Below are 22,297 nucleotides of genomic sequence, written 5' to 3'. Positions count from 1 at the left end.
GGATGACCACAACGACGGGGGCCGGCCCGGTGAATTGCGGCACCGACGGAGCGAAGAACGGTTCCATGCAGGTCAGGGTCACCGCCGAGATGCGGCGCCGCATCATCATGGGCGACATCGAGCCCGGCGCTCCGCTCTCGGAGATCGCATTGGCCGAGGAGTTCGGTGTGAGCCGTACGCCGGCCCGCGAGGCCCTCAAGCAGCTCCAGGCCGAAGGGCTGGTCGAGGTGCGGCCGCGCGTCGGCACCTTCGTCACCACACCGTCCCGCCGCGAGATCACTGAGCTCTTCGAAATGAAGGAACTCATCGAAGGGGCCGCCGCCCGCCTCCTCGCCCAACGCGGCCGGGTGCCGGAAATCGACATGCTGGAGCAGAACCTGCGCGAGGCCGATGAAGCCGTGGCGCAGGACGACCGGGAACGGCACGCCCAACTGGTCCAGGAATTCCATGACGTGCTCATCGTCGGCGCCGACAACAGCAAGCTGGAGGCCCACTACCGGATGCTGATGAACCAATTGGCTTACTCCCGGCTGGTCAAAACATCCTTGAGCCAGCCAGGGCGTGCCCTGGAATCCGACCGCGAGCACCATCTCGTCCTGGAGCTGATCCTTGAGAAGGACGTCGACAGCGTCGAACACATCATGCGCGAGCACGTAAGGGCCAGTCGCCGCGCACTACTGGCAGGGCTGCCCATCGGCAGTGCGGGCGCGAGCACGAAAAGGAGGTGACGCGCGACCTGGCCGACGCGGCTGACGCACACACGTTCGCCTATGACGAGCCGGGCTACCAGGCCGGTGTCTACCGGGACGTGCTGTTGCGTCGGTGGCGCAACGTGCTGGGGCGCACGATGTGGGAATTCCCCGGTGGCCGGACCGGCGGCAACCGATTCCTGGTGCTCGGCCTGGGCTCGGGCGAGGTCATCGACACCACCGTGCCACCCGACCGGGACGACCTGATCGCCTACGGGCCTCTGCTGTCCGATGACGGAACCACATGGCTGGGTACAGCGGCACTGGTCCAAGCGCCGGACGCGGAGACGGCACGCACCGTTCTGGCCCCGGACCGGTACCGGTACGCAGACATCGAGGTCCACAATTGGCAGTTCGGCGGACGGCCGTCATGAACCATCGTCAAACATCTCCGACGGACGCGTCACCCGGATCTGGGCGGTCCGTCACCCGGAGAAGCTGCGGCCGTGGGCGCGGGAGGGCTGAGCAGGACCGTGCGGCCCCGCACACGCGTCGGGGACCGTCAGTGGGTAGTGAGAAGGCCATCCACCAGGGCTCGGAGCCCATTTACGCAGGTGTCCTCGGCAGTCAACTGCGCCCATTGATCGGCGACTTGCGCCAAGCGGGGTGTCTCGCTCGCGTCGAGGTCGGCGAAGACTCGTTCCCGGTAGGTGGGACGGTCGTCCTCTGTACGCCGCCGGGCCGCTGTCGTACGGACCACGATCTCTCCGGCGCCCTCTTCGTACTCGCGGCGGTCGTGGCGATCGGCGTGCTGCCCCGCCGGCGGCGCGGGACGCCTGCCACGCCCCCGCCCCCGCCCCCGCCCCCGCAGAGAATCAACTGGAAGGAACGCCGTCATGACCACCACGCCCCTCTCCCCCGTGGATCTGTTCGCCTCGGCACTGCACCTCTGCCCCGACGATGATGTCCGAGCGGCCGAACGCCGGATGACCAGCAGCGACTCCGGCACCTGGCACGTTGCGACGTTCCACGTGGAGACCGACTCGGACGTGCACGCCGACCACTGGGAAATGCACCCGCATGCCGAGGAGGCGGTGTGTTGCCTGACCGGCGGCATCCGCCTCTGCTTCCGTCCCGCCACGCCCGGCGATGCCGAGGAGGTGGTGCAGCTGCGGGCAGGAACCGCCGCGATCGTCCCCCGCGGCCGCTGGCACCGCCTGGAACTGGATGCTCCGAGCGACCTGATGTCGATCGCCCTTCGCCACGGCACCCGCCTCGAAAAGCGCACCGACACTCGCTGAGCGGAACGCGGCCCGGCAGGCGAATCGCCGGGCCACAGCAAGCCGCATCCCGTCGTAGCCCGGCGCAGGCAGCAGCGCTACGGTATGTGCACCGCATCCGGCTGAGGGAGCGTCATGGCACGCCGCAATGGGGACGACGACGCGATCTACGACGTCGACGGCTACCCGCTGTTCGACAAGGAGCAGGCGTCCGATCCTGAGCCGCCGCCCGAGGACGATACCGAGGACGGCGACGATGGAGAGGGATGAACAAGGGCGCCGCTGGGCCGAGCCGTACCTGCTGCGCATGCCTTCGGTGCGGCACCAGGGAGACTCGAACGACCTGCGGTGTCCCGAGCACCCGGAGGCGGTGTACGTACGGCTGCTGGGCCGCATGTGGGTGTGCCCGCGATGCGTCCGACAGCGCGACGCCGGGCGCTGACCGCGACGCCGCAGGCACGATGCCCCCGCACGAACAATGGCTATGACCTGCGGCGAAAGGCGTGGTCCGGTGTCGACCTACCCCTCCGGTGCGTAGGGCAACGTCTGCAGTACGGCCTCGGGCCGGCAGACAGGGCAGGGCCGCGCACGCTCGGGATCACTCAGCCGTGTCAGAGCATCCTGGTCCGAGATCCAGGTGTCACCGGCCTGAGCGCAGTCGGAGCGGTGCACCCACTCCAGCCCGTCGCGGTCGATCGAGACGCGCCAGCGGCCCGGCGGCCCCGACCCTTGCCGGTCCGGGTTCAGGACGCTGTAGTCCTGCCCCTCGATCGGCTCCACCGTCGGGTAGCCGGCCGTGAAGCTGATGACACGGCCCTGCTGGACAGGTCCGCCGACGGCAGGCAACCGATCCGGCAGGACGATCTCCAGCGTGTACCACCAGGCGCCGGTCGGGTCCTGCTCACGACTGCGGACGGTCGCGTAGATGTCCTGGCCGTCCGGCAGGTGCACCCGCGCGTACGGCCCACGCGGCCTGTCGTCGTCGACTTCCCCAGCCATCTCTTCCTCCGCCATGGCCGGATCATAGGACGGTAGCGCCAGTGCACTCGCCCACCGAAGGAGAAGCTCCTCAGTGACGTCTGCCGAATCATTCGTCCAGATCAAGATCCGCGTCGCCGCGGCCGTATTCCATGGCGACGAGGTCGCCCTCATCCACCGCCTCAAGAACGGGCGAGATCAATACACCCTGCCGGGCGGCAACGTCGAACCCGGTGAAGCCATCCCTCAGGCCCTCGCGCGCGAACTCGACGAAGAGCTCGGACTGGACGTTGCGGCCTTGGACAGCGCCCCACAGCTGACCTGGCTCCAGGACGCCATGGTCACCCGCCCCGGCAGTACCCCGCCCCGCAAACTCCACCTCGTCTTCCGCCTTCACATCGACCGGTGCACCCGCGCCCGGCTTCGCGCCGTCGAGTACGACGACACTGTTGGCACCGGACACCTCACCTGGTGCCGCCACAAGGGCACGGCCGGCAAGGCGCTCTTCCCACCGGTCCCACTCGCCGAACTGGCCGGCCCCACCGCACCTCTCGACGCTGCCGATGCTCTCCTGCCGGCCCTGGACGACACCAACTATCAGTGGATCTGACCGACCCCGGTCGTCATGATCGACCCGGCCGGCCGCACCCGCAGGCCGAGGAACCCAGGGCTGCCCACTGCCTACTTCTAGAAGCTTCTCGCCCACTTGCGGGACTGGAAGAAGCCCATCGCGAGGAACACGAGCCCGAAGCAGAACCACATACCGGATTCCAGGACCGCGCCGACACCGACCTCCCTGAACCGCCATTCGCTGCCCCAGGCCTCGGTCACGGCGAGCTTCGTGCCGGCCCGGTAGTCGTCCGCGTTCTCGAGCTTTCCGCTCCAGCCGTCGTCGTCGCTCCGACCACGAGGGACGAAGTCGCCACCGCACTCGTAATCCGAGTTCTTCCCGCTGGGGTTGTGGTCGACGCAGTGGTCGACCGTGAACGTGCCGCGAGTGCCGACCAGTCCCGTGGCCTGCACCCCCTGGACACCGTTGACGAGGAGAGCCCCGACGCCGACAAGGAGGATCGCGAGACCGAGCAGCAGCCCGAGGGCGCGCCAGCCCCATGCCGGTTTCGGCTCTCGCTTCGGCTCGCCCTTCGACTCGCTCTGCTGCCCGTTGCTCGCCTTACGCGATATCGCATTGCCCACCGGTGCACCCTAGTACGATCGTCGGCGCTGCCGCTGATCACGACCAACGCGCTGCCGGACGGCCCACGTGCTGCTGCACCAATGCCGGCGCCTGCGAACCACAGCAGCTCGCCCATATCCGGTCCAGCGGCCTGATCAGCGCCGTCGTCGGCCAGTTCCCCGAGGCGCGGACCGACTACCTGCAACTGTTCGCCGACTTTACGGTCTACACGTTTCTCTGGGACGACGTCCTCCAGCACCGGCTCCGCACCGCTCCCCGCGCCGAGACGATCGCCGAGCTCCTGGCACGGGTCAGCCTGCTGGAACGCCCCGAAGTCGCTCCCGAACCCACCGGGCCGTGGCGGCAGGCATTCAGGGACATCGCGCGCCGCGCCCAGGAGCTCATGCCTCCCGACCGCTATGCGTCATGGGAAGCCGTCTGGCTCCGGGCCTACCTCGGCGACTGCTGGGAGGTCTTCCTCCTCGACGGAGACCACCGGCCCTCGCCCGACGAGTACCTCACGCTGCGGCGGAACACCTTCGGCCTGGCCGCCTGCACCGACGTCCTCGACCTGGTTCACCAGCGCCCCCTCACGGACGAGGAACGCAAAGAACCGCAGGTAGAGGCGCTCACCGAAACGGCCGAAGTCATCACCCTCATCGACGACGACATCTACTCAGCGCCCCGGGAGGCACTGACCGACCAGGGCGGAGGAGGCGGCATCATCTCCTTACTGGCGGACCACTATGCCTGCGACCAGGCGGAAGCACTCGCCACGACCGTGGCACTGCGCAACCGCATCCTGGCCCTCCACATGAAACCGCACAGCCGGCTGAGCCAGGAATCGCGCGAAGCGGTCACTGCCTACGCCAGCCAGGGACGTCGGGCAGCTCGTCCGGGTGGTCGTGGACATCCGGTTCACCAACCGCTATACCGCTCCCTACCTCGACGGACGAGGCGCCGTACCCGTCTCCCCCACCGTCCCCGCTCCCACCACCCGGGACACGGCAGCCGACACCACCCCGCCCCCTCTGCCCTCCTTCGACTGGTGGTGGGCCACCATCCCCGCATGACCTGCCCAGCGCCGAGCTCTGCGACCTCGCCGTAGTTCCGTCGCGCGGGCCGACCGGCGCCGTGCAAGGGACTGATGGCCCATGGCCTCCTGGGCTGCGGTGGCGACACGCTGATGGCGGGGTTGCAGGAGGGGCTGCTCCCTGAGCGCGTCGAAGGGAGTACGGCGTACCGCGGCAGCTACAGGCACTTTGCCCAGCACCATGCGTGGCACTTTGCGGGAGCGTGAATCATGAACTTCACACCGGGGCCCGATGACGGTGAGCATGAGCCCATCAGGGTGTTCCTCTTGGACGACCACGAAGTCGTCCGCCGTGGGCTGCGCGATCTCCTCGACACCGAGCCGGACATGGCGGTGGTGGGCGACGCGGCGGACGCCCGTCAGGCGCTTGCCCGTGTCCCGGCGCTCCAACCCGATGTTGCCGTACTCGACGTCCGTTTGGGCTCCTCCGAAGAGCACGGCGATGACGAAGGCATCATGGTCTGCCGGGAGTTGCGCGCCCGGCTGCCCGGTCTCGCCTGCCTGATGCTGACCTCCTTCGACGACGACGAAGCGCTCTTCGACGCCATCATGGCCGGTGCCGCAGGTTACGCCCTCAAGCAGATCAAGGGGTCGGACCTGGTGGCCGCCGTGCGGACGGTGGCTTCCGGCAAGTCCATGCTCTCCCCCGAAGTGACGGCCCGCGTCCTGACGCGTGTCCGAGGCCCGGCGACGCCCACCGGACCTCCTGAGCTCGCTCGCCTGACCCCGCGGGAACGGGAGATCCTGGACCTGGTCGGCGAGGGACTCACCAACCGTCAGATCGCCGACCGTCTCTACCTCGCCGAGAAGAGCGTGAAGAACCGGATATCCACCATCCTGTCGAAGCTCAAGGTGGAGCGACGCATTCAGGCCGCGGTGATCGCGGAGCGCGTACGCGACCGGGAGGATCCACCTCGCCCCCCTGACCAGCACACATGATCACGCGGTGGTCAGAGGCACCTGCCATACGATCCGCGTTCCGCCACCGGCCGGGGTCTCAAGAACCATGCCGCCGCCCAGCAACTCCGCGCGGCCCCGCATGTTGGCCAGGCCGCTGCCATTCCTCGGCACGCATTCCAGGCCGACTCCGTCATCCGTGACGGTGAGTACCACCTCGTCCGCCACGGACAGCGTCACGTCCGCACGGCGGGCGCGCGCGTGCCGGGCCGTATTGCTCAGCGCCTCGGTCAGTACGGCGAGGATGTGCTCGGCGATCTCAGCGGGGATGTCGGTGTCGACCGGGCCGTCCATCCGCAGCGAGGGCGTGAAGCCGAGGGCCTCGCCGACTTTGGCGACCACGTCGAGGGTACGTCGCCGTAGCCCCGCCTGCTCCCGTGGCTGGGCCGAGGTGCGCAGGCCGAAGATGGTGGAGCGGATGATTTTTATCGTCTCGTCGAGGTCGTCAACGGCCCGCCCGACGCGCAGTGCCGCTTCCGGCCGCTCGATCAGGCGAGTGGCGCTCTGCAGCGTCATCCCGGTGGCGAACAGCCGTTGCACGGCCAGGTCGTGCAGGTCACGGGCGATACGGTCGCGCTCCCGCAGCGCGTCCAGCTGCTCCGACTCCCGCCGCCTGCGGTCCAGCTCAAGAGCGAGCGCAGCCTGTTCGGCGAAGCCGGAGAGCAGGGTGACGTCGTGGTCCGTGAAGGCCGGGCGCCCCCGTACGCGGCTCAACCGGATCGAGCCCGCCTCCTGCTGGTCCCGCAACAGCGGTACCGCCACTGCCGGGCCGGTGGCCTGCGATCCGGCAGGCGCGGTGCAATCGCGGGAGTCAGCGCTCAGGTCGCCGGTGACCGCCGGCTCTCCGGTACGGGCCGCCAGCCCCACCAGTGAGCCGTTGCGCGGCACGACGGCGTCGGCAAGATGTGCGGCATCCGCACCGTGCACCACCACTGCCCGCAGCCCTCCCGTATCCGCGTCCGGCAGGAAGACGGCCACACAGTCCGCGTCGGCGAGCTCCCCGCTGTGCCGGGCGATCAGGTCCAGCGCTTCCCTGGTGTCGGCTCCGGACAGCAGGGCCCTGGTGATCTCGCCGAGCACTTCCAGCCACCGTTCGCGCGTCCGGCTCTCGTGGTACAGCCGTGCGTTGTCGATGGCCACTCCGGCGGCCACCGCGAGCATCGTGAGCACGGCCTCGTCGTCGGCGTCGAACTGCGCCCCGCCCCGTTTCTCGGTGAGGTAGAGGTTGCCGAAGATCTCGTCACGGACGCGAATCGGTACGCCGAGGAAGGTACGCATCGGCGGGTGGTTCGGAGGAAATCCGTAGCTGCTGGGGTGCTCGGCGAGGTCGGTGAGCCGCAGCGGCTCGGGGTGGCGGATCAGCTCCCCGAGGATGCCATGCCCGGATGGTAAATCTCCTATCTTCGCGGCCAGTTGTTCCGAGATGCCCACCGGAAGGAACCGGGAGAGCCGTTGTCCGTTCTCGACGACACCCAGTGCGCCGTACTCGGCGTCGGCGAGCACGACGCCCGCCTCGATGATGTGCTTCAGCACTTGTTCGACGTCCAGGTCGCTGCCGACGCTGAGCACCGCTTCAAGCAGGCTCTGCATGCGCTCGTGCGTGGCGCGGGCGCTGTCCAGGCGGAACTGCAACTCGTCGAGCAGCTGGTCCAGGCGTAACTGCGGCAACACAGAGCGGCGCTCGTGGCTCCCCGAGTTCGGCATGGAGCGCGCCTCCCCGCTCCCTCGCGACCGATTCGCTCCCCTCTCCGCAGAGTAGCCCGTTGGCGGTGTTTTGCCTCCCGCGGGCACAGGTCCCTTCGAGCCGTCATGCGAACGATCGGACACAGCTCAGCTCTCCGGTACGACCGCTACCGGGCACTGCGCGTGATGCAGCACCGTATGATTCACCGGCCCGAGCTGCAGGCCGGCGCGGCCCTGGCGCCGGCGGGCGCCCACCACGAGCAGATCGGCGCTCTCCGACGCCGCCACCAAGGTTCCGCCCGCCGGCCCCTCGACAGTGCGGCGCTTCACCGTCACCTGGCGCTCGGCCGGCTGCTCCGCGAGCACCTCCTCGAACAGGAGCTCCGCCTGTCGCTCATGCTCTGCCCGGCACTCACTGTGCGGTGCCTGGTGCTCGGACATCTCCCCGATGCCGCATCGCCATGCGTGCACGGCTTCGACCTCACACCTGCGCGCCGCCGCCTCGCGCAACGCGAAGGCCACGGCCGCCGCCTCGCGACGCCCCGCACCGATACCCAGCACCACCTTGCGCATCACGCCGGGCACACGGTTGGGGCGGCCGCGTACGACCACGACAGGGCAGCGGGCCCGCGCTGCCACGACGAGTCCGACCGACCCGAGCAGCAACGACGCCAGTCGACCGCGGCCCCGGTGCCCGACAACCACGGCCTTCGCATGGTGGGCTTCTTCCAGCAACGCCACCGTGGGGTCGTCCGGCAGGAGATGCGTGGTGACCTTGAGCCCTGGCACGCGCCGGTTGGCCCGCTCGGCAGCGACACCGATGACCTGTTCCTCCATGAGGCGTTCGGCGGATGGTTCGGTCGACAGGTCGAGGAGGTGCCCCTCGTACCTCTCCCATCGGGAGGCGTACACAATGCGCAGCGGGCAGTCGTACCGGGCGGCCGCACCCGCTGCCCACTCCACTGCCTCCAAACTTGAGTCGGATCCGTCGCATCCCACTACCAGCGGCTGTTCCATGGCTGTGCCCTTCTCCAGACCGGGCCACTCGCCATCAGCTTCGGCCGCCCGGCGCCCCGACGGCAGGGGCCGATGCGGGTCCGCCCGAGGGACTTTCGGCCCCACCGATGCGGCCGGTTCACCTGCCCTTCGAGCGTCGTCGGTGGGTCAAGGCCCCGCATGGGCTCTGCCCGGGAGTGTGGCCCTCACTGCCGATCGGCACAGCGTCCCGGGCCGTTCAGCCGCCACCGGGGCCCGCCGGCCCCCTGCGGGAGATGCCGGAAGCACCGGACGATGAGGACGCACGCAAGCCGGCGATGCAGGTGACGATGATGCAGATGACGAAGCACGTGAAGGCTGCGGAGCAACGGCGCCGGCGCCCCCCCCAATCGCCGCGGCGACCGGTGAGGATGTCGTACGTGCCCTTTTCGGGCCGACCGGCTCCCAGGGTCTACCGGTCGCCGCGGTGCCGCTGAACCAGGCCGGACACGGTGACCGCCCTGGACGCACGTATCCGGCTGGTACCCCGTACCGCACACGATCCGTACCTGCGCCGCCCGCGAGCGCCTTGCCCGGGCCCGCCACGCAGCGCAGTTGAGTTCCACCGTCTCGCGCGACCGGAAGGAAGGGAGAGGCAGGATGCACCACCGACCGATCAGCGATGTCATGAGCCGCGACGTCGTCGCCGTCCAGCGCAACACCCCGTTCAAGCAGGTCGCGGCGCTGCTCGCCCAACACGGCATCAGCGGAGTACCGGTCATCGATGGTGACGACAAGGTCCTCGGCGTGGTGTCCGAGGCCGACCTGATGGCACGGCAAGCAGCTGCGCACGACGAGGCCAAGCCGCGGCGCTTCGGGCGTCTGCACCTGGGTGGCAGGCGCATGGTCCGGGCCGAGAGCCGCGCGGTCACGGCGGGCGACCTCATGACCAAACCCGCCATCACCGTCGGTCCGCTCCAGTCCCTCACCGAAGCAGCCGGCCTCATGGCCCGCCACCACTGCAACCGCCTCCCCGTCATCGACGTGGAGGGGCGCCTGATGGGCATCGTCACGCGCGGCGATCTGGTGAGTGTGTTCCTGCGCCCCGACAACGACATCCGCACAGAAATCATCGAAGAGGTGCTGGTCCGCACCCTGTGGCTGAAGCCGCACACCGTGGAGGTCACCGTGCACAACGGCGTGGTCACCCTGGCGGGCACCCTGCAGCGCAGCAGCGAAATCCCGCTTGCTGTCCGGTTCGCCTCCCGGGTCGACGGGGTCGTCGACGTCATCGACCGCCTCGACTACCAGGAGGACGACTCCCACTTGCGCCCCAGCGAACAGGCACTGCACGGCATAGCGGAGGAGTGGCTGCGACGGATCTGACGCCCCACTGGGCAGCCCGCAGCAGAGAGTCGAGGAAGTCCGCTCGGCCCTCCATGGCCGGTCGCTGTGATGTGGAAGACCCCGAACCCGCCCTCGGCGCCCGGATCTGCACGTGGTGATGTGCCGTGCGAGGTGCACTGTTACCTGTGCGCGGTGCTGAGCTGCACTGTTGATGGGGAATCGAACCCCTGCGTTGCTCTTCACGCGCCAGGAGGGGCTGGAAAACCGCCGGCCCTCGGTGTGTGCACGCCTCCGAAACGCCTACCTGCTCCACATCGATCCGGCCTGCCGGGACCGCTCAGTCCAGCAGATCGGCCTCCCAGTTCTTCCGCTGGATCCGCACGTCGATCTCACGGATCGCTCGTGCCAGCTCGTCCGCCTGTCCGCGCAGCTCGGCGACCGGGAGCGCGGAGAGCATCTTCAGCTCGGACCGAAGCTGCCGGCCGTACCCCCGCTCGCCCGTACCCGCTGCCGCGTCGGCCGCCGCGGTGATCACCGAGTGGCGCAACCGCAGTACGTCCCGGCGCGCGAGCGCGTCGGTGAGCGTACCGTCCTCCCCCATGTCCACCGCGGCATTGGTCCGGTTGATGCGCCGGATCAACGTCTCGAGGGAGTCCATCACCTCACTGGCCTCGGCCAGCAGCAGAGCCGCGTCCTCTGCGGGTGTCTCACCCTCCTGGTAGCGCGCGCTGCTGACAACGCGCGCTCGCAGCTGTTCTACGCGCCGCGTCGCTTCCGCCCGTTCTGCCAGCGCCTCAGCAAGCTTCACTGTCTCCACCTCCCGTCCGTCGTGATCTTGCTTGAGCATACGACCGCGAGCAGCGCGAACGCACCGGGTTTTCTTCCCGGAAGCCTCACGGCATCTCCGTCGACCTCCCGACCTGCCCGACCTGCTAAGGTGCTGGCCAGCAGTAGAGCCTTCTCGGCGCGGATTCCGATCCGCCGGGGAGGCTTTTTTCATGCCCAGGCCCCGCCCCGGCACTGGTGGATCCGCTCGGCGAGCTTGCCCCACCGAGCGACGTGATCCCGCCCGCGGCCCCATGGGTTTCCCGTTCCTTGCCCACAAGAGGAGACGCATGCCATGAACCAACAGATGAACGCAACCGCAGTCCCCCGAACTTGGAAACTCGGCGACCTGACCGTCAACCGTGTCGGGTTCGGCGCGATGCGCCTGACAGGCACCGCACCGTTCGACCGCGGCGTGCCGCGTGGCCGGGAGCAGTCGATCGGCGTGCTCCGGCGGGCGGTCGAACTCGGCGTGAACCACATCGACACCGCCGCGTTCTACTTCTCCGCGACGCGCTCCGCCAACGAGCTGATCAACCGGGCGCTGGCACCGTACCCGGAGGGCCTGGTCATCACCACGAAGGTGTGGCCGGGCCGCGACCCCTCGGGCGCGTGGTGGTGGGCCGCCCCGGAGCAGTTGCGCGGCCAGGTCGAGGAAAACCTTCGCCAACTCGGCCGCGATCACCTGGACGTGGTGAACCTGCGCGTGCCGCCGAGCCGCCGGGCCGCATCGATCGGCGAGCACTTCGGCGCGTTGGCCGAGCTGCGCGACGCCGGGCTGATCCGCCACCTCGGCGTCTCCCACGTCACGTCTGATCAACTGGCCGAGGCCCGAGCAATTGCCCCGGTCGTCTGCGTGCAGAATCCGTACGGGGTCGGTGCGGCGAACGAGAGCCGGGCGCTCTTGCGCCTCTGTGGTGAACTCCGCATCGCTTTCGTCCCGTTCTTTGCGATCGCCGGGCCCGGGCGCGAGGCGGGCCCGGGACCCGGTGACAGCGAAACGGTATGCGCCGTCGCCCGCGCGCACGGTGCGTCCCTCGCGCAGGTCCGACTGGCGTGGACCATGCAGCAAGGGCCGCACGTTCTGGCGATCCCGGGGACCAGTAATCCGGACCACCTCGCAGAGAACGTGGCGGCCGGCTCTCTGCGGCTCTCGGATGAGGAGATGGAACGCCTCACCTCTCTGCGGCCGGCCGACGCATAACGGGCCGTAGCGCGAAGCAAGACCCGCGTCTGTCCGTCAGCCGCAGTGGCCGCGGCCGTTGGCGCCCACGCCGGCGATCGCGGCGTTCCACAGGATGCACTGGCCACGGGCGTCCAGGTACACCGGCCCTGCATAGGTCGTGTAGTTGCCGCTGTCCACCACGTACGGCGCGTCGCGGCCGGCGTCGATGGCGAGCGAGACGGCCATCCACACAGGCGGGTTGCCGGGCGTGTTCCGGATGGTGACGGCGCAGTTCTTGCCCGTCGACTCGTTCCAGGTCACAAAGACCGTGCCGACGTCGCCGACCGGCGTCGAGTCGACGACCTTGTAGCCGCTGCCGCAGACACCGTTGTACACCGCCTGCGCCGAGGCCGGGGACGCGACGGCGGCGGTGGTCGTCCGGGGTGCAGCGGACGCCGGAGTCGCGAAGGCGGCCACCGCGCCGACCGTGATGGTGGCCAGCGCGGCTGTCGTGGCAGCACGACGGAAGAGATTCATGATGTTCCCCCAGTTCGTCATGTGTGGCGCTCACTGCGCCTGACACATCAGACAAGGCTGGCCGTGGGATCGTTGTGCTCCGTGTGTCACCGTTCTGTCACTGTGCGGGGAGCGGCCATCCATCATGCCGGGCGTCGGACACCGCATCCGGGCAACCGAGCAACCCGCAACAACACGAACGGCCGCCGGTGTGGGGTCGGCGGCCGTTCGCTGCGGGGGGGGTGGCGTGAGAGGCGCGTCGTACGGGTGAGAGTGCTGGGCCCGCCTACGGGTAATCCACCACGTACGCCTCCTGGTTGCCCGTGTTCGCGGGGCCGCCCTGGTCGTTGATGACGTGGTTGATCGTGCCGGTGCCACCGAGCGAGACCGCCACCATGTGGTGGAACTTCACCCCGTCCGCCTTGGGCACCTGGAAGGCACGGTCTGCGGCCACCGACTTGTTGACGTTGAAGAAGCAGTAGCTGCCCAGCCCGTACGCCTGGTGGTCGGTGACACCGTCGGCCACCTTGTACGCGGCGTAGCCCTTCGTGCCGCCGTCCATCCAGGCCGCCTGGTCCGGCGGGTCGTACGGCATCTCGTTCTGGAAGAAGTACGTCCGGCCGCCGTTGCCGTTCCAGACCACCTGGTCCTTCTGGTAGTGCTCGACGAACAGGCCGTACATCGTGACGTCGTCACCGTTGACGGTCAGGCCGTTGTCCGCGGTGTTCTGCGTCCAGCCGACTCCGTCGCCGTGGTCGGCCCGCCAGATCCAGGTGTGGTCGCCGATGACGTCCGAGCTGTTGACGACGAGGCTCTTGGCCGCCTTGCCGACGCCCGCGCCGCCGACGCGGAAATAGACATCGTGGAGCGAGGAAGGGTTGGCGGAGTGGTCCGCCGAAGCGCCCTTCCGGCCCAGCTCCATCAACGTGTCCGAGCTTTCCTTGCCGGCATCGATCAGCACGCCGGCGATCGTCGCTCCGTCGGCGTCGGCCACCGAAAGGGCGGTGGCCCCGCCGTCCGGGACGAGCGTGGCGAGCCCGAGGCCGAGCACCACGGTGTCCGGCTTCGTCACCTTGATCGTGTCGTCCAGGTGGTAGACACCGGGCGTGAACAGCAGTTGCTTGCCCTCGTCCAGCGCGGCGTTGATCTCGGATGCCTTCACGCCGGGCTTGGCGATGAAGAAGTCCTCGATCGGGAGGGACTTGCCCTTCGGCGCGCCGCCGGACCACGTGGTGCCCTGGGAGTTTGTGGCGACGTCGGGGACGAAGACCTTGTACGCGCCCGCGTCGTCGACGTAGAGGAACGGCTTCTCGCGGGACTTCGGGGTCTTGTCCACCGTGGTGAACGGCGGCTCGGGGAAGGTGCCGGACGGTGGGTTGGTCGCCCCGACGAACACCATGTTCCAGTTGGAGCCTTCCCAGCCGCTCCACTCGGTGTTGCGGGACAGGTACTGCTGCTGCGACCCGGAGGAGACCGTACCGTCGACCTTGGTGTCGGCAAGCAGGCCGCCGCTGGACCAGCCGTGGTTGCGCGGGTCCAGCTGAAGGTTGCCCTTCACGTGCATGCGGCGGAACGGCGCGGCCTGCGAGACGGCCCATCGGTCGGTGCCGTTTGCCGGGGTGACGGCCAGGTTCTCGGCGCCGCGCCAGAAGTTCTGGGTGGCGTTGTCGTCGAACCAGTCGGCCTCCGCATGCACATCGCCGTTGATGTCGGTGTCGTCGGGCGACAGGCCGAGCCCGGCGATCTGCGTGTAGAAGCCGATGTTGGCGTCCACGTCGTACTTGCCCGGCTTGAACAGCAGCGCGTGCCGTTCCTGGCCGAACTGGTTCTTCTCCTGCTCCTTGAAGACGGTGTCGAGCCGGGACTGGATCTCGTCCTTCGACATCGAGGGGTCGAAGACATCGACGTTGGGGCCGAGGTCGGGGGCATCCGCCGCGGTGAGGGGCTTCTGCTGCTTCTGCGCCAGCGCCTGTGTCTGCGTCGTGGAGTGTTCGGGGCCGGCGCTCGCGCTCTGCGTGGTGACGAGCGTTGCGGTGCCGGTCGCGAGGAGCAGCGCGGTGGCGGCGGCGGGCAGGGCTCGGCGCCGTCGGTGGCGCGGCCGGTCCGCTCCGGTGGATCCCTTGCGGTTGATGTTCAGCTTCACGGTGTCTCCCCGCCCCGTCAGCCCGTGTATCCGGCGAATATCTTGGCGAACTGCCAGGGCTCCTGGTCCACTCCGGAGCAGGTGTCGTCGTTGGGATAGGCGCCGGGGCACGGGCGGTCGCGGTTGGCCGACCAGTAGGTGAGCCGGGCGAGGTGGTGTTCCTGGGCGTAGGCGCGGATGGCCTCGAAGTTCTCCGGGGTGACCCGCTCGTTGACGTCGGTGATGCCGTTCATCGACGAGACGCCGCTGTGCCGGTAGGCCTCGTCGTCGCTGTAGCCGTAGGCGTCCTTGACGGTGTTCTTCAGGCCGTCGGCGGCCTTCTTGGTCAGCTCGCCCATGTCCTGGTCTCCGGCGTCGCCGAAGTCGAACGGCATGATCGTCCAGCCGTCCACCTCCAGACCGGAGTCGGCGGCCCGCTTGATCATGCTGTCGTCCGGGCCGTCCTGGGCGCTGGGGAACGTGACGTACGTCGTCAGGCCGGCGTTGTCGGCCTTCACCTGCTTCAGCGCGTCGATCGTCTTCTGCTGCACCTGGGGGTCGTTGTAGGCGTCGCCCTCGATGTCGATGTCGATCGCCTTCAGGTCGTAGGCGTCGATCACCTTCTGGTACGCACCGGCCAGCGCCGAGGCGTCCTGGCAGCTCTGCTCCAGCTTGCTGCCACTGGCTCCGCCGAAGGAGGGGATGACGTCACCGCCCTTGGCGCGGATCGCGTCCACGGTCTTCGCGTCGACGCCGCCGGTGAGGGGGCGGCCGCCGTCCCACTGCGGGTCGCACGTGCCGCTGCTGAGAACGAAGGCCAGCGTGAACCACTTGACGCCGGTCGCGTCCATCACCGTCGCGGGATCGGGCGTATCGCCCCAGCCGTTGTACAGATACGGGGCCACGGCCTGCGGCGCGTCGGCGGCCTTGGGGACTTCGGCCGGTACGGCGTCGGCCGCCGCCATGGTCGCGCCGCCGATGACCGCAGCGGCGGCCACGCCGATCGCGCTCCGGCGGGCGAGGCGACGCGGCGACACGGAACGCAGGCGCTGAGTACTGCTGCCGTGACTGTCTTCGTGCCTGCTTCTGTGCCTGGTTCCGTGCCGTGCTGGTGAACTCATAGCGGCTCCTGTGCGGTGTGGGGGGAGAGCGTGCGTCGGCCCGTGACGGCCGCACTGCCGTCGGACCTGCGTGTGCCACGAAGTCATGCGTGTGCACCGAAGTGGTGCGTGTGCCACGAAGTGTTGAAGACCTGGACACTCAGGAGAGGGCTGGCTGCCTCTCCATACGCAGCGCACGTCGGTCCGGCCGGCCGGCAATGACTCCGGGGCCAGTCCAACTACACCTGGTCCAGACCTTGTTCACGCCTTGAGTTAACTCGTCACAAGAAGGGTCGTCAAGGGATTCGGAATCATCCGCTTCACTTCAAGAGATGAAAGCAACGGCAGCCTGGGAGAACGGCACAGCCCCGCCCCGGGGCAGCCGCGGTGCAAGGGCGCATCGCGACCGCCCCGGCTCCGGTTCACGCGAGGTGATGGACCTCCTGGAGGCCGTAGACCGGGGTGGGAAGGTCCTCGTAGCGGGCCTTCAGCTGGAGCGCGAGGTACAGCGAGTAGTGGCGGGACTGGTGCAGGTTTCCGCCGTGGAACCACAGACCCGGTTGCTGGGTGGGCTTCCACATGTTGCGTTGTTCGCCTTCCCACGGGCCGGGGTCCTTGGTCGTGTCCGAGCCCAGTCCCCAGCACTTGCCGACCCGGTCCGCCATCTCCTGGCCGCACAGGTCGGCGACCCAGCCGTTCATGGAGCCGTAGCCGGTCGCGTAAACGATCAGATCGGCGTCCAGTTCCGTACCGTCGGCGAGCACGACGCCGGTCCGGGTGACGTGATCGACCTGGCCGCGGGCGAGCTTGATCCTGCCGTCGGCCACGAGTTCGGCGGCACCTACGTCGATGTAGTAACCGGAGCCGCGGCGCAGGTACTTCATGAACAGGCCCGACCCGTCGTCGCCCCAGTCGTGCTCGAAGCCGGCCTTGGCCAGGCGTTCGTAGAAGTCGGCATCGCGTTCGCGGATCTGGTCGTAGACCGGGATCTGGAACTCGTGCATGATCCGGTAGGGCAGCGACGCGAACACCATGTCGGCCTTCTCGGTGGTCACCCCTGCGCGTACCGCACGTTCGGAGTAGAGATCCCCGAGCCCCAGTTCCATCAGGGAATCCGACCGCACGACGTGCGTCGAGGAACGCTGCACCATCGTCACGTCGGCGCCGTGTTCCCAGAGCGCCGCGCAGATGTCGTGAGCGGAGTTGTTGGACCCGATGACGACCGCCTTCTTGCCCGCGTACCGGTCCGGGCCCGGGTGCTGCGACGAGTGGTGCTGATCGCCCGCGAAGCGGTCCATGCCGGGGAACGACGGGAGGTTGGGCTTGCCCGACATGCCGGTGGCGAAGACGAGGTGGCGGGGAGTGAGCACGGTCTCCTCGCCGTCCCGGTCCACCACGACCCGCCAGGTCTCGGTCGCCTCGTCGAAGGCGGCCGAGGTGACCTCCGACCGCGTCCAGTACGGCACGTCCATCACGCGGGTGTACATCTCCAGCCAGTCCGCGATCTTGTCCTTCGGCGCGAACACCGGCCAGTTGTCCGGGAAGGGCAGGTAGGGAAGGTGGTCGTACCAGACGGGGTCGTGCAGGCACAGGCTCTTGTACCGCTTGCGCCAGGAGTCGCCCGGCCGGTCGTTGCGCTCCACGACCAGGGCGGGCACGCCGAGCTGCCGCAGCCGGGCACCGAGCGCGATGCCGCCCTGACCGCCGCCGATGACCACCACGTACGGCTGCCGGTCATAGCCCAGCTGCTCCTGCTCCAGGTCCCGTTCCTCGGCCCAGGAGCGGCGCTGGGCGATCGCGCCGTGCAGCGCTCCCTTGGGCCGCAGGTCACCCCGCGGTTCGGGGAAGTCCTTGAGCTCGCGAAGGCTGGTCAGCAACGTCCACGCGCCCTCGTCCGTCAGCCGCAGATGGCCCTTCGCCTGTCCCACCGCGGTCTCGAATTCGATCCACGCCTCGGTGACGCCATCGGCCTCCGTCGGCGCTTCGGTGGTGCGGAACCCGGACGGGTCGGTGCTGTCGAGGCAGGCGGTGAGCAGGTCCGCTACGCCGGTCCGGCCCTCCACGGTCTTGATGTTCCAGGTGAAGGCCACCAGGTCCCGCCAGTAGCTGGTGGTGGCGAACAGTGAGGCCGCGGCCGCCACGTCCCGAGCCGCGAGTGCGGCCTCGAACCGGGCGAGCCAGTCGTCGACGCGTGCCTGGGGAGAACGGTCCTGTTCCACCGCGTCCAGCGTCTGTGTCATCGGAACTCCCTTCGACCGGACGTTCATGACGTCACGCCGATCTCACCCCGGCCGGGGTACCGGCGGCAACGGTTGCGCGGAGTTGCACGCGCGCAGGACCGTGGTCATCGCGCCGGCCGGCTCCTATCCTGGAGCGGCTGACGCGACGGTGCGGTAGCCGGGAGGTGGTGCGCGTGCGCGGCGCCGTCCCACCTGGCCGTAACCTCCCGACCCACGCCCGGGACCTGGTCCGCATGCATGAGGCGGTCATGGCCGGCGCCCGCCCGCCGGTGCCGCCGCGCGCCATCGTCTCCCACTCCTGGTCTCGGATGACGGAGTTCGGTCTGACGGCGGACCGCGTGAACAAGCGCGCCATCTTCGCGGCGGACGAGGTCGCGCGGCGACGGTACGACTCACCGTTGCGCGACGTCGTCGACCGCATCGCCGAGATGTTCCATGCCGCCTCGGACGCGGCGACCATGATGCTCGTGGTGACCGACGCCGAAGGCGCCGTCCTGTGGCGGGCGGGCGCTGCGGCCGTCCGCCGCCGGGCCGACGCACTGGAATTCACCGAGGGTGCGGACTGGACCGAGGCCAAGGTCGGCACGAACGCGATCGGAACGGCGCTGGCCGAGGCCGCGCCCGTCGAACTTCTCGCCGGCGAGCACTTCGAGCAGGGCCAGCACCCCTGGTACTGCAGTGCTGCTCCGATCCACGACCCACGTACGGGCGAGCTGCTCGGGGTCATCGACGTCAGCGGCCCGGCGCTGTCCCTGCACCCCGCGGTCGGCATGCTGGTCGAGGCGGCGACGCGGCTGGCCGAGGCGGAGTTGTGGCGGTCGCATCAGAAGCGGCTGGACGCGCTGCGGCAGGTGGCCGAACCACTGCTGGCCGGGGGCAGGGGCCCCGCTCTGGTCGTGGATGACAACGGCTGGGTCGCGCACCGTGCCGGCGTTGCCGTGGCCGATCGGATCGCCGCGCCACGGGCCGGCCGGGCCGTCGCCGTGCCCGGACTCGGCGCCTGGCTGCCGGAGAGACTGCCCAACGGCTGGCTCGTCCGCCCGATGGGCCGTGGCCGCACCGTACTGCTCGATCTCGACCTGTCCGGGGCACCGGTTCTGCGGGCGAGTACCGGCGACACCACCTGGTGCCGGAGCATCACCAGGCGCCACGCTCAGATTCTCTCTTTGCTGCACGCGGCCGGTCCCGCCGGCCTGACCGCGGCCGCCCTGAGCCGGTCCCTCTTCGGCGACCCCGACCATCTCGTCACCGTCCGGGCTGAGGTGAGCCGGCTCCGCCGACTCCTGGGAGCCGTCGTGGACACCCGCCCGTACCGGCTCGCCGAAGGCGTACGGCTCACCCTTCACTCCGGGCGGTGACGACCACCGCTGACGGTCCGTGCCTGCTGCCTCCCGGGGGTTCCGGTGGCTTCCGGGGGTCCCGGTGGCTTCCGGACGGTTTCCGGGAAGCAGCAGGCCTGTCATTCGATGCGGGTCACCGTCCGCACCTGTACGGAGCGAGCGTTCAGCCGCGGGCTCGGCGGGCCCGTCGAACCAGGAACGCGCCACCGAGAAGTGCGGCCGCGCTGCCGGCGGTCGTCAGGCCGAGCCACTCGGCTCCGGTCTCGGCCAGGGCGGCGTGCGCAGGGGCCGGCGCATGAGGAGTCTTTTCGCCCGAGGCACGCGCGTCGGTTGACGGCGCGTGCGGGCGCGGTGCCTGCGGCTCGGCCGGAGGCGTCGCCTTCTCCGGAGGCGTGGGCGGCTTGTGGTCGGAGGGCGGCTGGTGCGGGTGTTCCGTCGGCGGCCGGTGGTGGGGCGGACGCTGCACCGGGCCGTCGTTCGAGCACGTGTTGCCCGTGACCGGGTTGAGGACGCCGACGACGTCGATGGTGTTGCCGCAGGCATTGACCGGCAGGTCGACCGGCACCTGGATGCCGTTGCCCGAGCCCACCCCCGGCGAGTCGCCGGTCGTGCCATGGGCCTCAGCGCCGCCGTGCTGGTGCCCACCGTGCTGGTGGCCGCCTTGGTGGTGCCCCCCGTGCTGGCCGGCGTTGTCCCGCTTGCCGTTTGCGCAGGTGTTGCCTGCCGCAGGATTCAGCAGTCCGACGACGTTCACGGTGTTTCCGCACACGTTGACCGGGACGTGTACCGGCAGCTGGGCCAGAGTGCCCGCCAGCACGCCCGGCGAGCCGGCGGCGGCGCCTGATGCTCCGGCGTCCGCGTGGGCGGTGCCGCCGACTGCTGCGAAGAGTCCCGCTGCGGTTGCCGCGACGAGCGCGACGCTCTGCAATGTCTGTCGCATTGATTCTTCTCTTGTCTTGAGTTGTGTCACACAGGCGAGGACCTGTGTGCGCTCCGGCAAGTGATGCCACGCGCGGCGTATTGGGTGGCCGGCCTCATGACCGGCTGCTGACGGCACAGCAGCGAACGGCGAAGGCGACACTGGGCAGCGCCGAATCCGCCGAACCGGTATCTGTCTGTGCAGGAACCCCCTCCCCCACCTCAATAAATGCTGCTGTTGCACGCATGCTCTTCACACATATGTCAGCTGCATTCCTCTATCGCCACGCGTACGAGCGATGATTGATATCGCTAACGACACTCTCCGGAAGAGGAAACGCGAGAAGACGTGAATCTCTCGTGAATCACCCGTATGCCGCAATCACTCGGGCCCCCGGCCACGTGACGTGGCCGGGGGAAGGAGCGGAGCGGGTCAGTTCACGTAGACCTCGGCGCGGTCGACGCTCACGAAGGAGGCCTGGGAGTCGTTGTTGTGCCGGCCGGTGACGCGGATGCGGAGCGTGTGGTTGCCGCTCGCGAGGCGGGGGCTCATGTACTGCAGGGCCTCACCGACTCGGGGTGAGCCGTGGAAGTCCACCTGCTGCTCCGGGCCGCCGTCGATGCTGATCGCCGCGTAGCCGTTGCCGACGTCCTTGACGGACAGCAGCGCGATGCGGGTGCCGGTGAAGGAGAAGGTGGCCGTGGCGTCGGCCTGATCGCTCCAGTGGTCGTCGCTCCAGAAGCACTGCGTGCCGCAGCCGGTACCGGAGTTCCAGGATCCGCTGTAGGTCAGTTTGCCCGGCCCGCTGGACCGGCCGTCGTCATTGATCCAGTAGTTGCCCGACCCGGGGTCGCCCGAGGGCAGATCCTGAGTGGCGCCGAGCGCGAGCGGCCGGCCGAGGTCGGGGCTGCCGTCCGCGCGCCAGGTGATCTTCTGGGCCCGGGTCGTACGGTTGCCGTACGTGTACGCGGACGTGGTCTTGGCGTGGTAGACGATCCAGTCTTCCTTGCCGTCCGGGGACTGGAAGAAGGCGTGGTGGCCGGGACCGAAGACGCCGCGGTCGTCGGCCCGGGAGAAGACCGCGCCCTGGTGCTGCCGCCAGTTGCCGGGGACGAGCGGATCGGCGTCCGAGGGCAGTGACATCATCCAGACCTGGTAATCGGGCTTCCCGGTGTCGCAGGTCGAGTACGTCATCCACGTACGGCCGTTGCGGTAGAGGAACTCGGGGCCCTCCCGCACCTCGGGGCAGCCGCCGGCCCCGTCGAGGGCGACGGCGTCACCGGAGACCGTGTAGGGGTTGGACATCGGGGCGATGTTGAGCCCGTTGTGCTGGTACTGGTTGATGCCGCTGTAGGCCAGATACAGGCGGCCGTTGTGCTGCAGGATGCCCGCGTCGATGGCGAAGTCGTTCGCGTGGTTGGGCGGCGCGAGCTTGGCCTTGAAGTGGTACGGCCCGGTGGGGTCGTCGCGCTCGGACTCCAGGACGTACAGGCGGTGGTGTTCGTCCACACCGTCGTCGGCCGTGTAGTACATGTACCAGCGGTCACCGAACCGGTAGAACTCCGGGGCCCAGATGTTGCGGTTTCGGGAGGCGTCCGAGTCGGTCCAGACGGTGACGGGATCGGACGAGAGCAGGTTGCCGAGGGAGGACGCGCGCCACATCCGGATGCTGTCGCCCTGCGTCGTGGTCAGGTAGTAGGACCCTTTCCAGTGGGTCATAAACGGGTCGGGCCCCGTGTTGAGCGGATTGCGGAACGTACCGGCCGCCGCGGTCCCCGCGCGCTCGGCGACCGGTGCGGCCGAGGCCGGAAGCAGCCCCGCGACCAGCGCGAGCAGGGCGACGGCGAGCAGCCCCGCACGGGCGAGCAGGGCACGGAGTGGTCTCTTGGGCATG

General features: G+C 69.1%; 19 protein-coding genes and 3 pseudogenes. 10 read left to right on the top strand and 12 right to left on the bottom strand.

All coding sequences use genetic code 11. From position 1 onward, the window contains the following. Positions 1 to 2: 2 nt before the first annotated feature. Complete coding sequence (locus ABZ840_RS06855; protein ID WP_361554462.1) at positions 3 to 728, top strand: GntR family transcriptional regulator; 726 nt, start codon at positions 3 to 5, stop codon at positions 726 to 728. Between the two features lie 35 nt (positions 729 to 763). Further along, positions 764 to 1,123 (top strand): annotated as a pseudogene (locus tag ABZ840_RS06850) (hypothetical protein); the annotation flags it as partial. A 128-nt stretch (positions 1,124 to 1,251) separates the two neighbouring features. On the opposite strand, the pseudogene ABZ840_RS06845 reads toward ABZ840_RS06850, so the two are convergent. Further along, positions 1,252 to 1,461: pseudogene (locus tag ABZ840_RS06845) on the bottom strand (TetR/AcrR family transcriptional regulator); the annotation flags it as partial. A gap of 124 nt (positions 1,462 to 1,585) precedes the next feature. Here ABZ840_RS06845 and ABZ840_RS06840 point away from each other — a divergent pair. Then, a complete protein-coding gene (locus ABZ840_RS06840; RefSeq protein WP_361554459.1) occupies positions 1,586 to 1,990 on the top strand; it encodes a cupin in 405 nt (134 codons plus the stop codon). 114 nt (positions 1,991 to 2,104) lie between these two features. Continuing rightward, entirely contained in the window at positions 2,105 to 2,239 is a 135-nt protein-coding gene (locus tag ABZ840_RS06835) for a hypothetical protein (RefSeq protein ID WP_361554456.1), read from the top strand. 249 nt (positions 2,240 to 2,488) lie between these two features. Here the strand turns inward: ABZ840_RS06835 and ABZ840_RS06830 are convergent, their stop codons facing one another. Beyond that, positions 2,489 to 2,983 carry a DUF6233 domain-containing protein gene (locus ABZ840_RS06830; protein ID WP_361554453.1) on the bottom strand — a complete coding sequence of 165 codons (495 nt, stop codon included), beginning with the start codon at positions 2,981 to 2,983 and terminating at the stop codon, positions 2,489 to 2,491. A 58-nt stretch (positions 2,984 to 3,041) separates the two neighbouring features. On the opposite strand from ABZ840_RS06830, the gene ABZ840_RS06825 reads away from it, so the two are divergent. Beyond that, complete coding sequence (locus ABZ840_RS06825; RefSeq protein WP_361554450.1) at positions 3,042 to 3,557, top strand: NUDIX hydrolase; 516 nt, start codon at positions 3,042 to 3,044, stop codon at positions 3,555 to 3,557. Between the two features lie 77 nt (positions 3,558 to 3,634). Here ABZ840_RS06825 and ABZ840_RS06820 read toward each other — a convergent pair whose 3' ends face one another. After that, a complete protein-coding gene (locus tag ABZ840_RS06820; protein WP_361554447.1) occupies positions 3,635 to 4,141 on the bottom strand; it encodes a hypothetical protein in 507 nt (168 codons plus the stop codon). Positions 4,142 to 4,143: 2 nt separating this feature from the next. Here ABZ840_RS06820 and ABZ840_RS06815 point away from each other — a divergent pair, with 2 nt between their 5' ends. After that, positions 4,144 to 5,229: a terpene synthase family protein gene (locus ABZ840_RS06815; protein ID WP_361554445.1), complete on the top strand. Its 1,086-nt coding sequence runs from the start codon at positions 4,144 to 4,146 to the stop codon at positions 5,227 to 5,229. Between the two features lie 195 nt (positions 5,230 to 5,424). Further along, positions 5,425 to 6,153, top strand: a complete 729-nt coding sequence (locus ABZ840_RS06810; protein ID WP_361554442.1) for a response regulator transcription factor — start codon at positions 5,425 to 5,427, stop codon at positions 6,151 to 6,153. Here the strand turns inward: ABZ840_RS06810 and ABZ840_RS06805 are convergent, their stop codons facing one another. Together ABZ840_RS06805 and ABZ840_RS06800 are read right to left on the bottom strand one after the other, a co-directional pair. Further along, a complete protein-coding gene (locus tag ABZ840_RS06805; RefSeq protein WP_361554439.1) occupies positions 6,154 to 7,875 on the bottom strand; it encodes a GAF domain-containing protein in 1,722 nt (573 codons plus the stop codon). It lies immediately after the preceding gene. 126 nt (positions 7,876 to 8,001) lie between these two features. Further along, on the bottom strand, positions 8,002 to 8,871 hold the full coding sequence (locus ABZ840_RS06800; RefSeq protein ID WP_361554436.1) for a universal stress protein: 870 nt from the start codon (positions 8,869 to 8,871) through the stop codon (positions 8,002 to 8,004). Between the two features lie 618 nt (positions 8,872 to 9,489). On the opposite strand from ABZ840_RS06800, the gene ABZ840_RS06795 reads away from it, so the two are divergent. Next, entirely contained in the window at positions 9,490 to 10,215 is a 726-nt protein-coding gene (locus tag ABZ840_RS06795) for a CBS domain-containing protein (RefSeq protein WP_361554433.1), read from the top strand. Between the two features lie 298 nt (positions 10,216 to 10,513). On the opposite strand, the gene ABZ840_RS06790 is transcribed toward ABZ840_RS06795, so the two are convergent. Beyond that, positions 10,514 to 10,984, bottom strand: a complete 471-nt coding sequence (locus ABZ840_RS06790; RefSeq protein ID WP_361554430.1) for a DIP1984 family protein — start codon at positions 10,982 to 10,984, stop codon at positions 10,514 to 10,516. Positions 10,985 to 11,296: 312 nt separating this feature from the next. On the opposite strand from ABZ840_RS06790, the gene ABZ840_RS06785 reads away from it, so the two are divergent. Beyond that, positions 11,297 to 12,205 carry an aldo/keto reductase gene (locus ABZ840_RS06785; protein ID WP_361554427.1) on the top strand — a complete coding sequence of 303 codons (909 nt, stop codon included), beginning with the start codon at positions 11,297 to 11,299 and terminating at the stop codon, positions 12,203 to 12,205. A gap of 36 nt (positions 12,206 to 12,241) precedes the next feature. On the opposite strand, the gene ABZ840_RS06780 is transcribed toward ABZ840_RS06785, so the two are convergent. From ABZ840_RS06780 to ABZ840_RS06765, 4 genes and pseudogenes are all read right to left on the bottom strand, one after another. Next, the gene (locus ABZ840_RS06780) at positions 12,242 to 12,724 is read right to left on the bottom strand and encodes a spore-associated protein A (RefSeq protein ID WP_361554424.1); all 483 of its coding nucleotides are present in this window, start codon (positions 12,722 to 12,724) and stop codon (positions 12,242 to 12,244) included. 244 nt (positions 12,725 to 12,968) lie between these two features. Continuing rightward, a complete protein-coding gene (locus tag ABZ840_RS06775) occupies positions 12,969 to 14,825 on the bottom strand; it encodes a coagulation factor 5/8 type domain-containing protein (protein ID WP_361554421.1) in 1,857 nt (618 codons plus the stop codon). Positions 14,826 to 14,842: 17 nt separating this feature from the next. Continuing rightward, positions 14,843 to 15,721 (bottom strand): annotated as a pseudogene (locus ABZ840_RS06770) (chitinase); the annotation flags it as partial. A gap of 605 nt (positions 15,722 to 16,326) precedes the next feature. Then, on the bottom strand, positions 16,327 to 18,144 hold the full coding sequence (locus tag ABZ840_RS06765; RefSeq protein ID WP_361554418.1) for an NAD(P)/FAD-dependent oxidoreductase: 1,818 nt from the start codon (positions 18,142 to 18,144) through the stop codon (positions 16,327 to 16,329). Between the two features lie 233 nt (positions 18,145 to 18,377). On the opposite strand from ABZ840_RS06765, the gene ABZ840_RS06760 reads away from it, so the two are divergent. Then, entirely contained in the window at positions 18,378 to 19,502 is a 1,125-nt protein-coding gene (locus tag ABZ840_RS06760) for a GAF domain-containing protein (protein ID WP_361554415.1), read from the top strand. A gap of 145 nt (positions 19,503 to 19,647) precedes the next feature. Here ABZ840_RS06760 and ABZ840_RS06755 read toward each other — a convergent pair whose 3' ends face one another. Both ABZ840_RS06755 and ABZ840_RS06750 read right to left on the bottom strand, forming a co-directional pair. After that, positions 19,648 to 20,424 (bottom strand): chaplin family protein, encoded by a 777-nt coding sequence (locus tag ABZ840_RS06755; RefSeq protein WP_361554412.1) that lies wholly within the window; start codon positions 20,422 to 20,424, stop codon positions 19,648 to 19,650. A 411-nt stretch (positions 20,425 to 20,835) separates the two neighbouring features. Further along, the gene (locus ABZ840_RS06750; RefSeq protein ID WP_361554409.1) at positions 20,836 to 22,296 is read right to left on the bottom strand and encodes a family 43 glycosylhydrolase; all 1,461 of its coding nucleotides are present in this window, start codon (positions 22,294 to 22,296) and stop codon (positions 20,836 to 20,838) included. Position 22,297: the final 1 nt, after the last annotated feature.

This window comes from Streptomyces sp. NPDC047117, assembly GCF_040643545.1.
Lineage (GTDB): Bacteria > Actinomycetota > Actinomycetes > Streptomycetales > Streptomycetaceae > Streptomyces.
Note: the sequence above shows the minus strand (reverse complement) of the source record. Positions and strands in the feature narration are given on the sequence as shown.

Bases quoted from the DNA above. Each gene is read 5' to 3' on its own strand.
- ABZ840_RS06810 (WP_361554442.1), top strand. From the start codon at position 5,425: ATGAACTTCACACCGGGGCCCGATGACGGTGAGCATGAGCCCATCAGG.
- ABZ840_RS06755 (WP_361554412.1), bottom strand. From the start codon at position 20,424: ATGCGACAGACATTGCAGAGCGTCGCGCTCGTCGCGGCAACCGCAGCG.
- ABZ840_RS06840 (WP_361554459.1), top strand. From the start codon at position 1,586: ATGACCACCACGCCCCTCTCCCCCGTGGATCTGTTCGCCTCGGCACTG.
- ABZ840_RS06760 (WP_361554415.1), top strand. From the start codon at position 18,378: ATGCATGAGGCGGTCATGGCCGGCGCCCGCCCGCCGGTGCCGCCGCGC.
- ABZ840_RS06855 (WP_361554462.1), top strand. From the start codon at position 3: ATGACCACAACGACGGGGGCCGGCCCGGTGAATTGCGGCACCGACGGA.
- ABZ840_RS06750 (WP_361554409.1), bottom strand. From the start codon at position 22,296: ATGCCCAAGAGACCACTCCGTGCCCTGCTCGCCCGTGCGGGGCTGCTC.
- ABZ840_RS06835 (WP_361554456.1), top strand. From the start codon at position 2,105: ATGGCACGCCGCAATGGGGACGACGACGCGATCTACGACGTCGACGGC.
- ABZ840_RS06765 (WP_361554418.1), bottom strand. From the start codon at position 18,144: ATGACACAGACGCTGGACGCGGTGGAACAGGACCGTTCTCCCCAGGCA.
- ABZ840_RS06830 (WP_361554453.1), bottom strand. From the start codon at position 2,983: ATGGCGGAGGAAGAGATGGCTGGGGAAGTCGACGACGACAGGCCGCGT.
- ABZ840_RS06805 (WP_361554439.1), bottom strand. From the start codon at position 7,875: ATGCCGAACTCGGGGAGCCACGAGCGCCGCTCTGTGTTGCCGCAGTTA.
- ABZ840_RS06780 (WP_361554424.1), bottom strand. From the start codon at position 12,724: ATGACGAACTGGGGGAACATCATGAATCTCTTCCGTCGTGCTGCCACG.
- ABZ840_RS06785 (WP_361554427.1), top strand. From the start codon at position 11,297: ATGAACCAACAGATGAACGCAACCGCAGTCCCCCGAACTTGGAAACTC.
- ABZ840_RS06795 (WP_361554433.1), top strand. From the start codon at position 9,490: ATGCACCACCGACCGATCAGCGATGTCATGAGCCGCGACGTCGTCGCC.
- ABZ840_RS06800 (WP_361554436.1), bottom strand. From the start codon at position 8,871: ATGGAACAGCCGCTGGTAGTGGGATGCGACGGATCCGACTCAAGTTTG.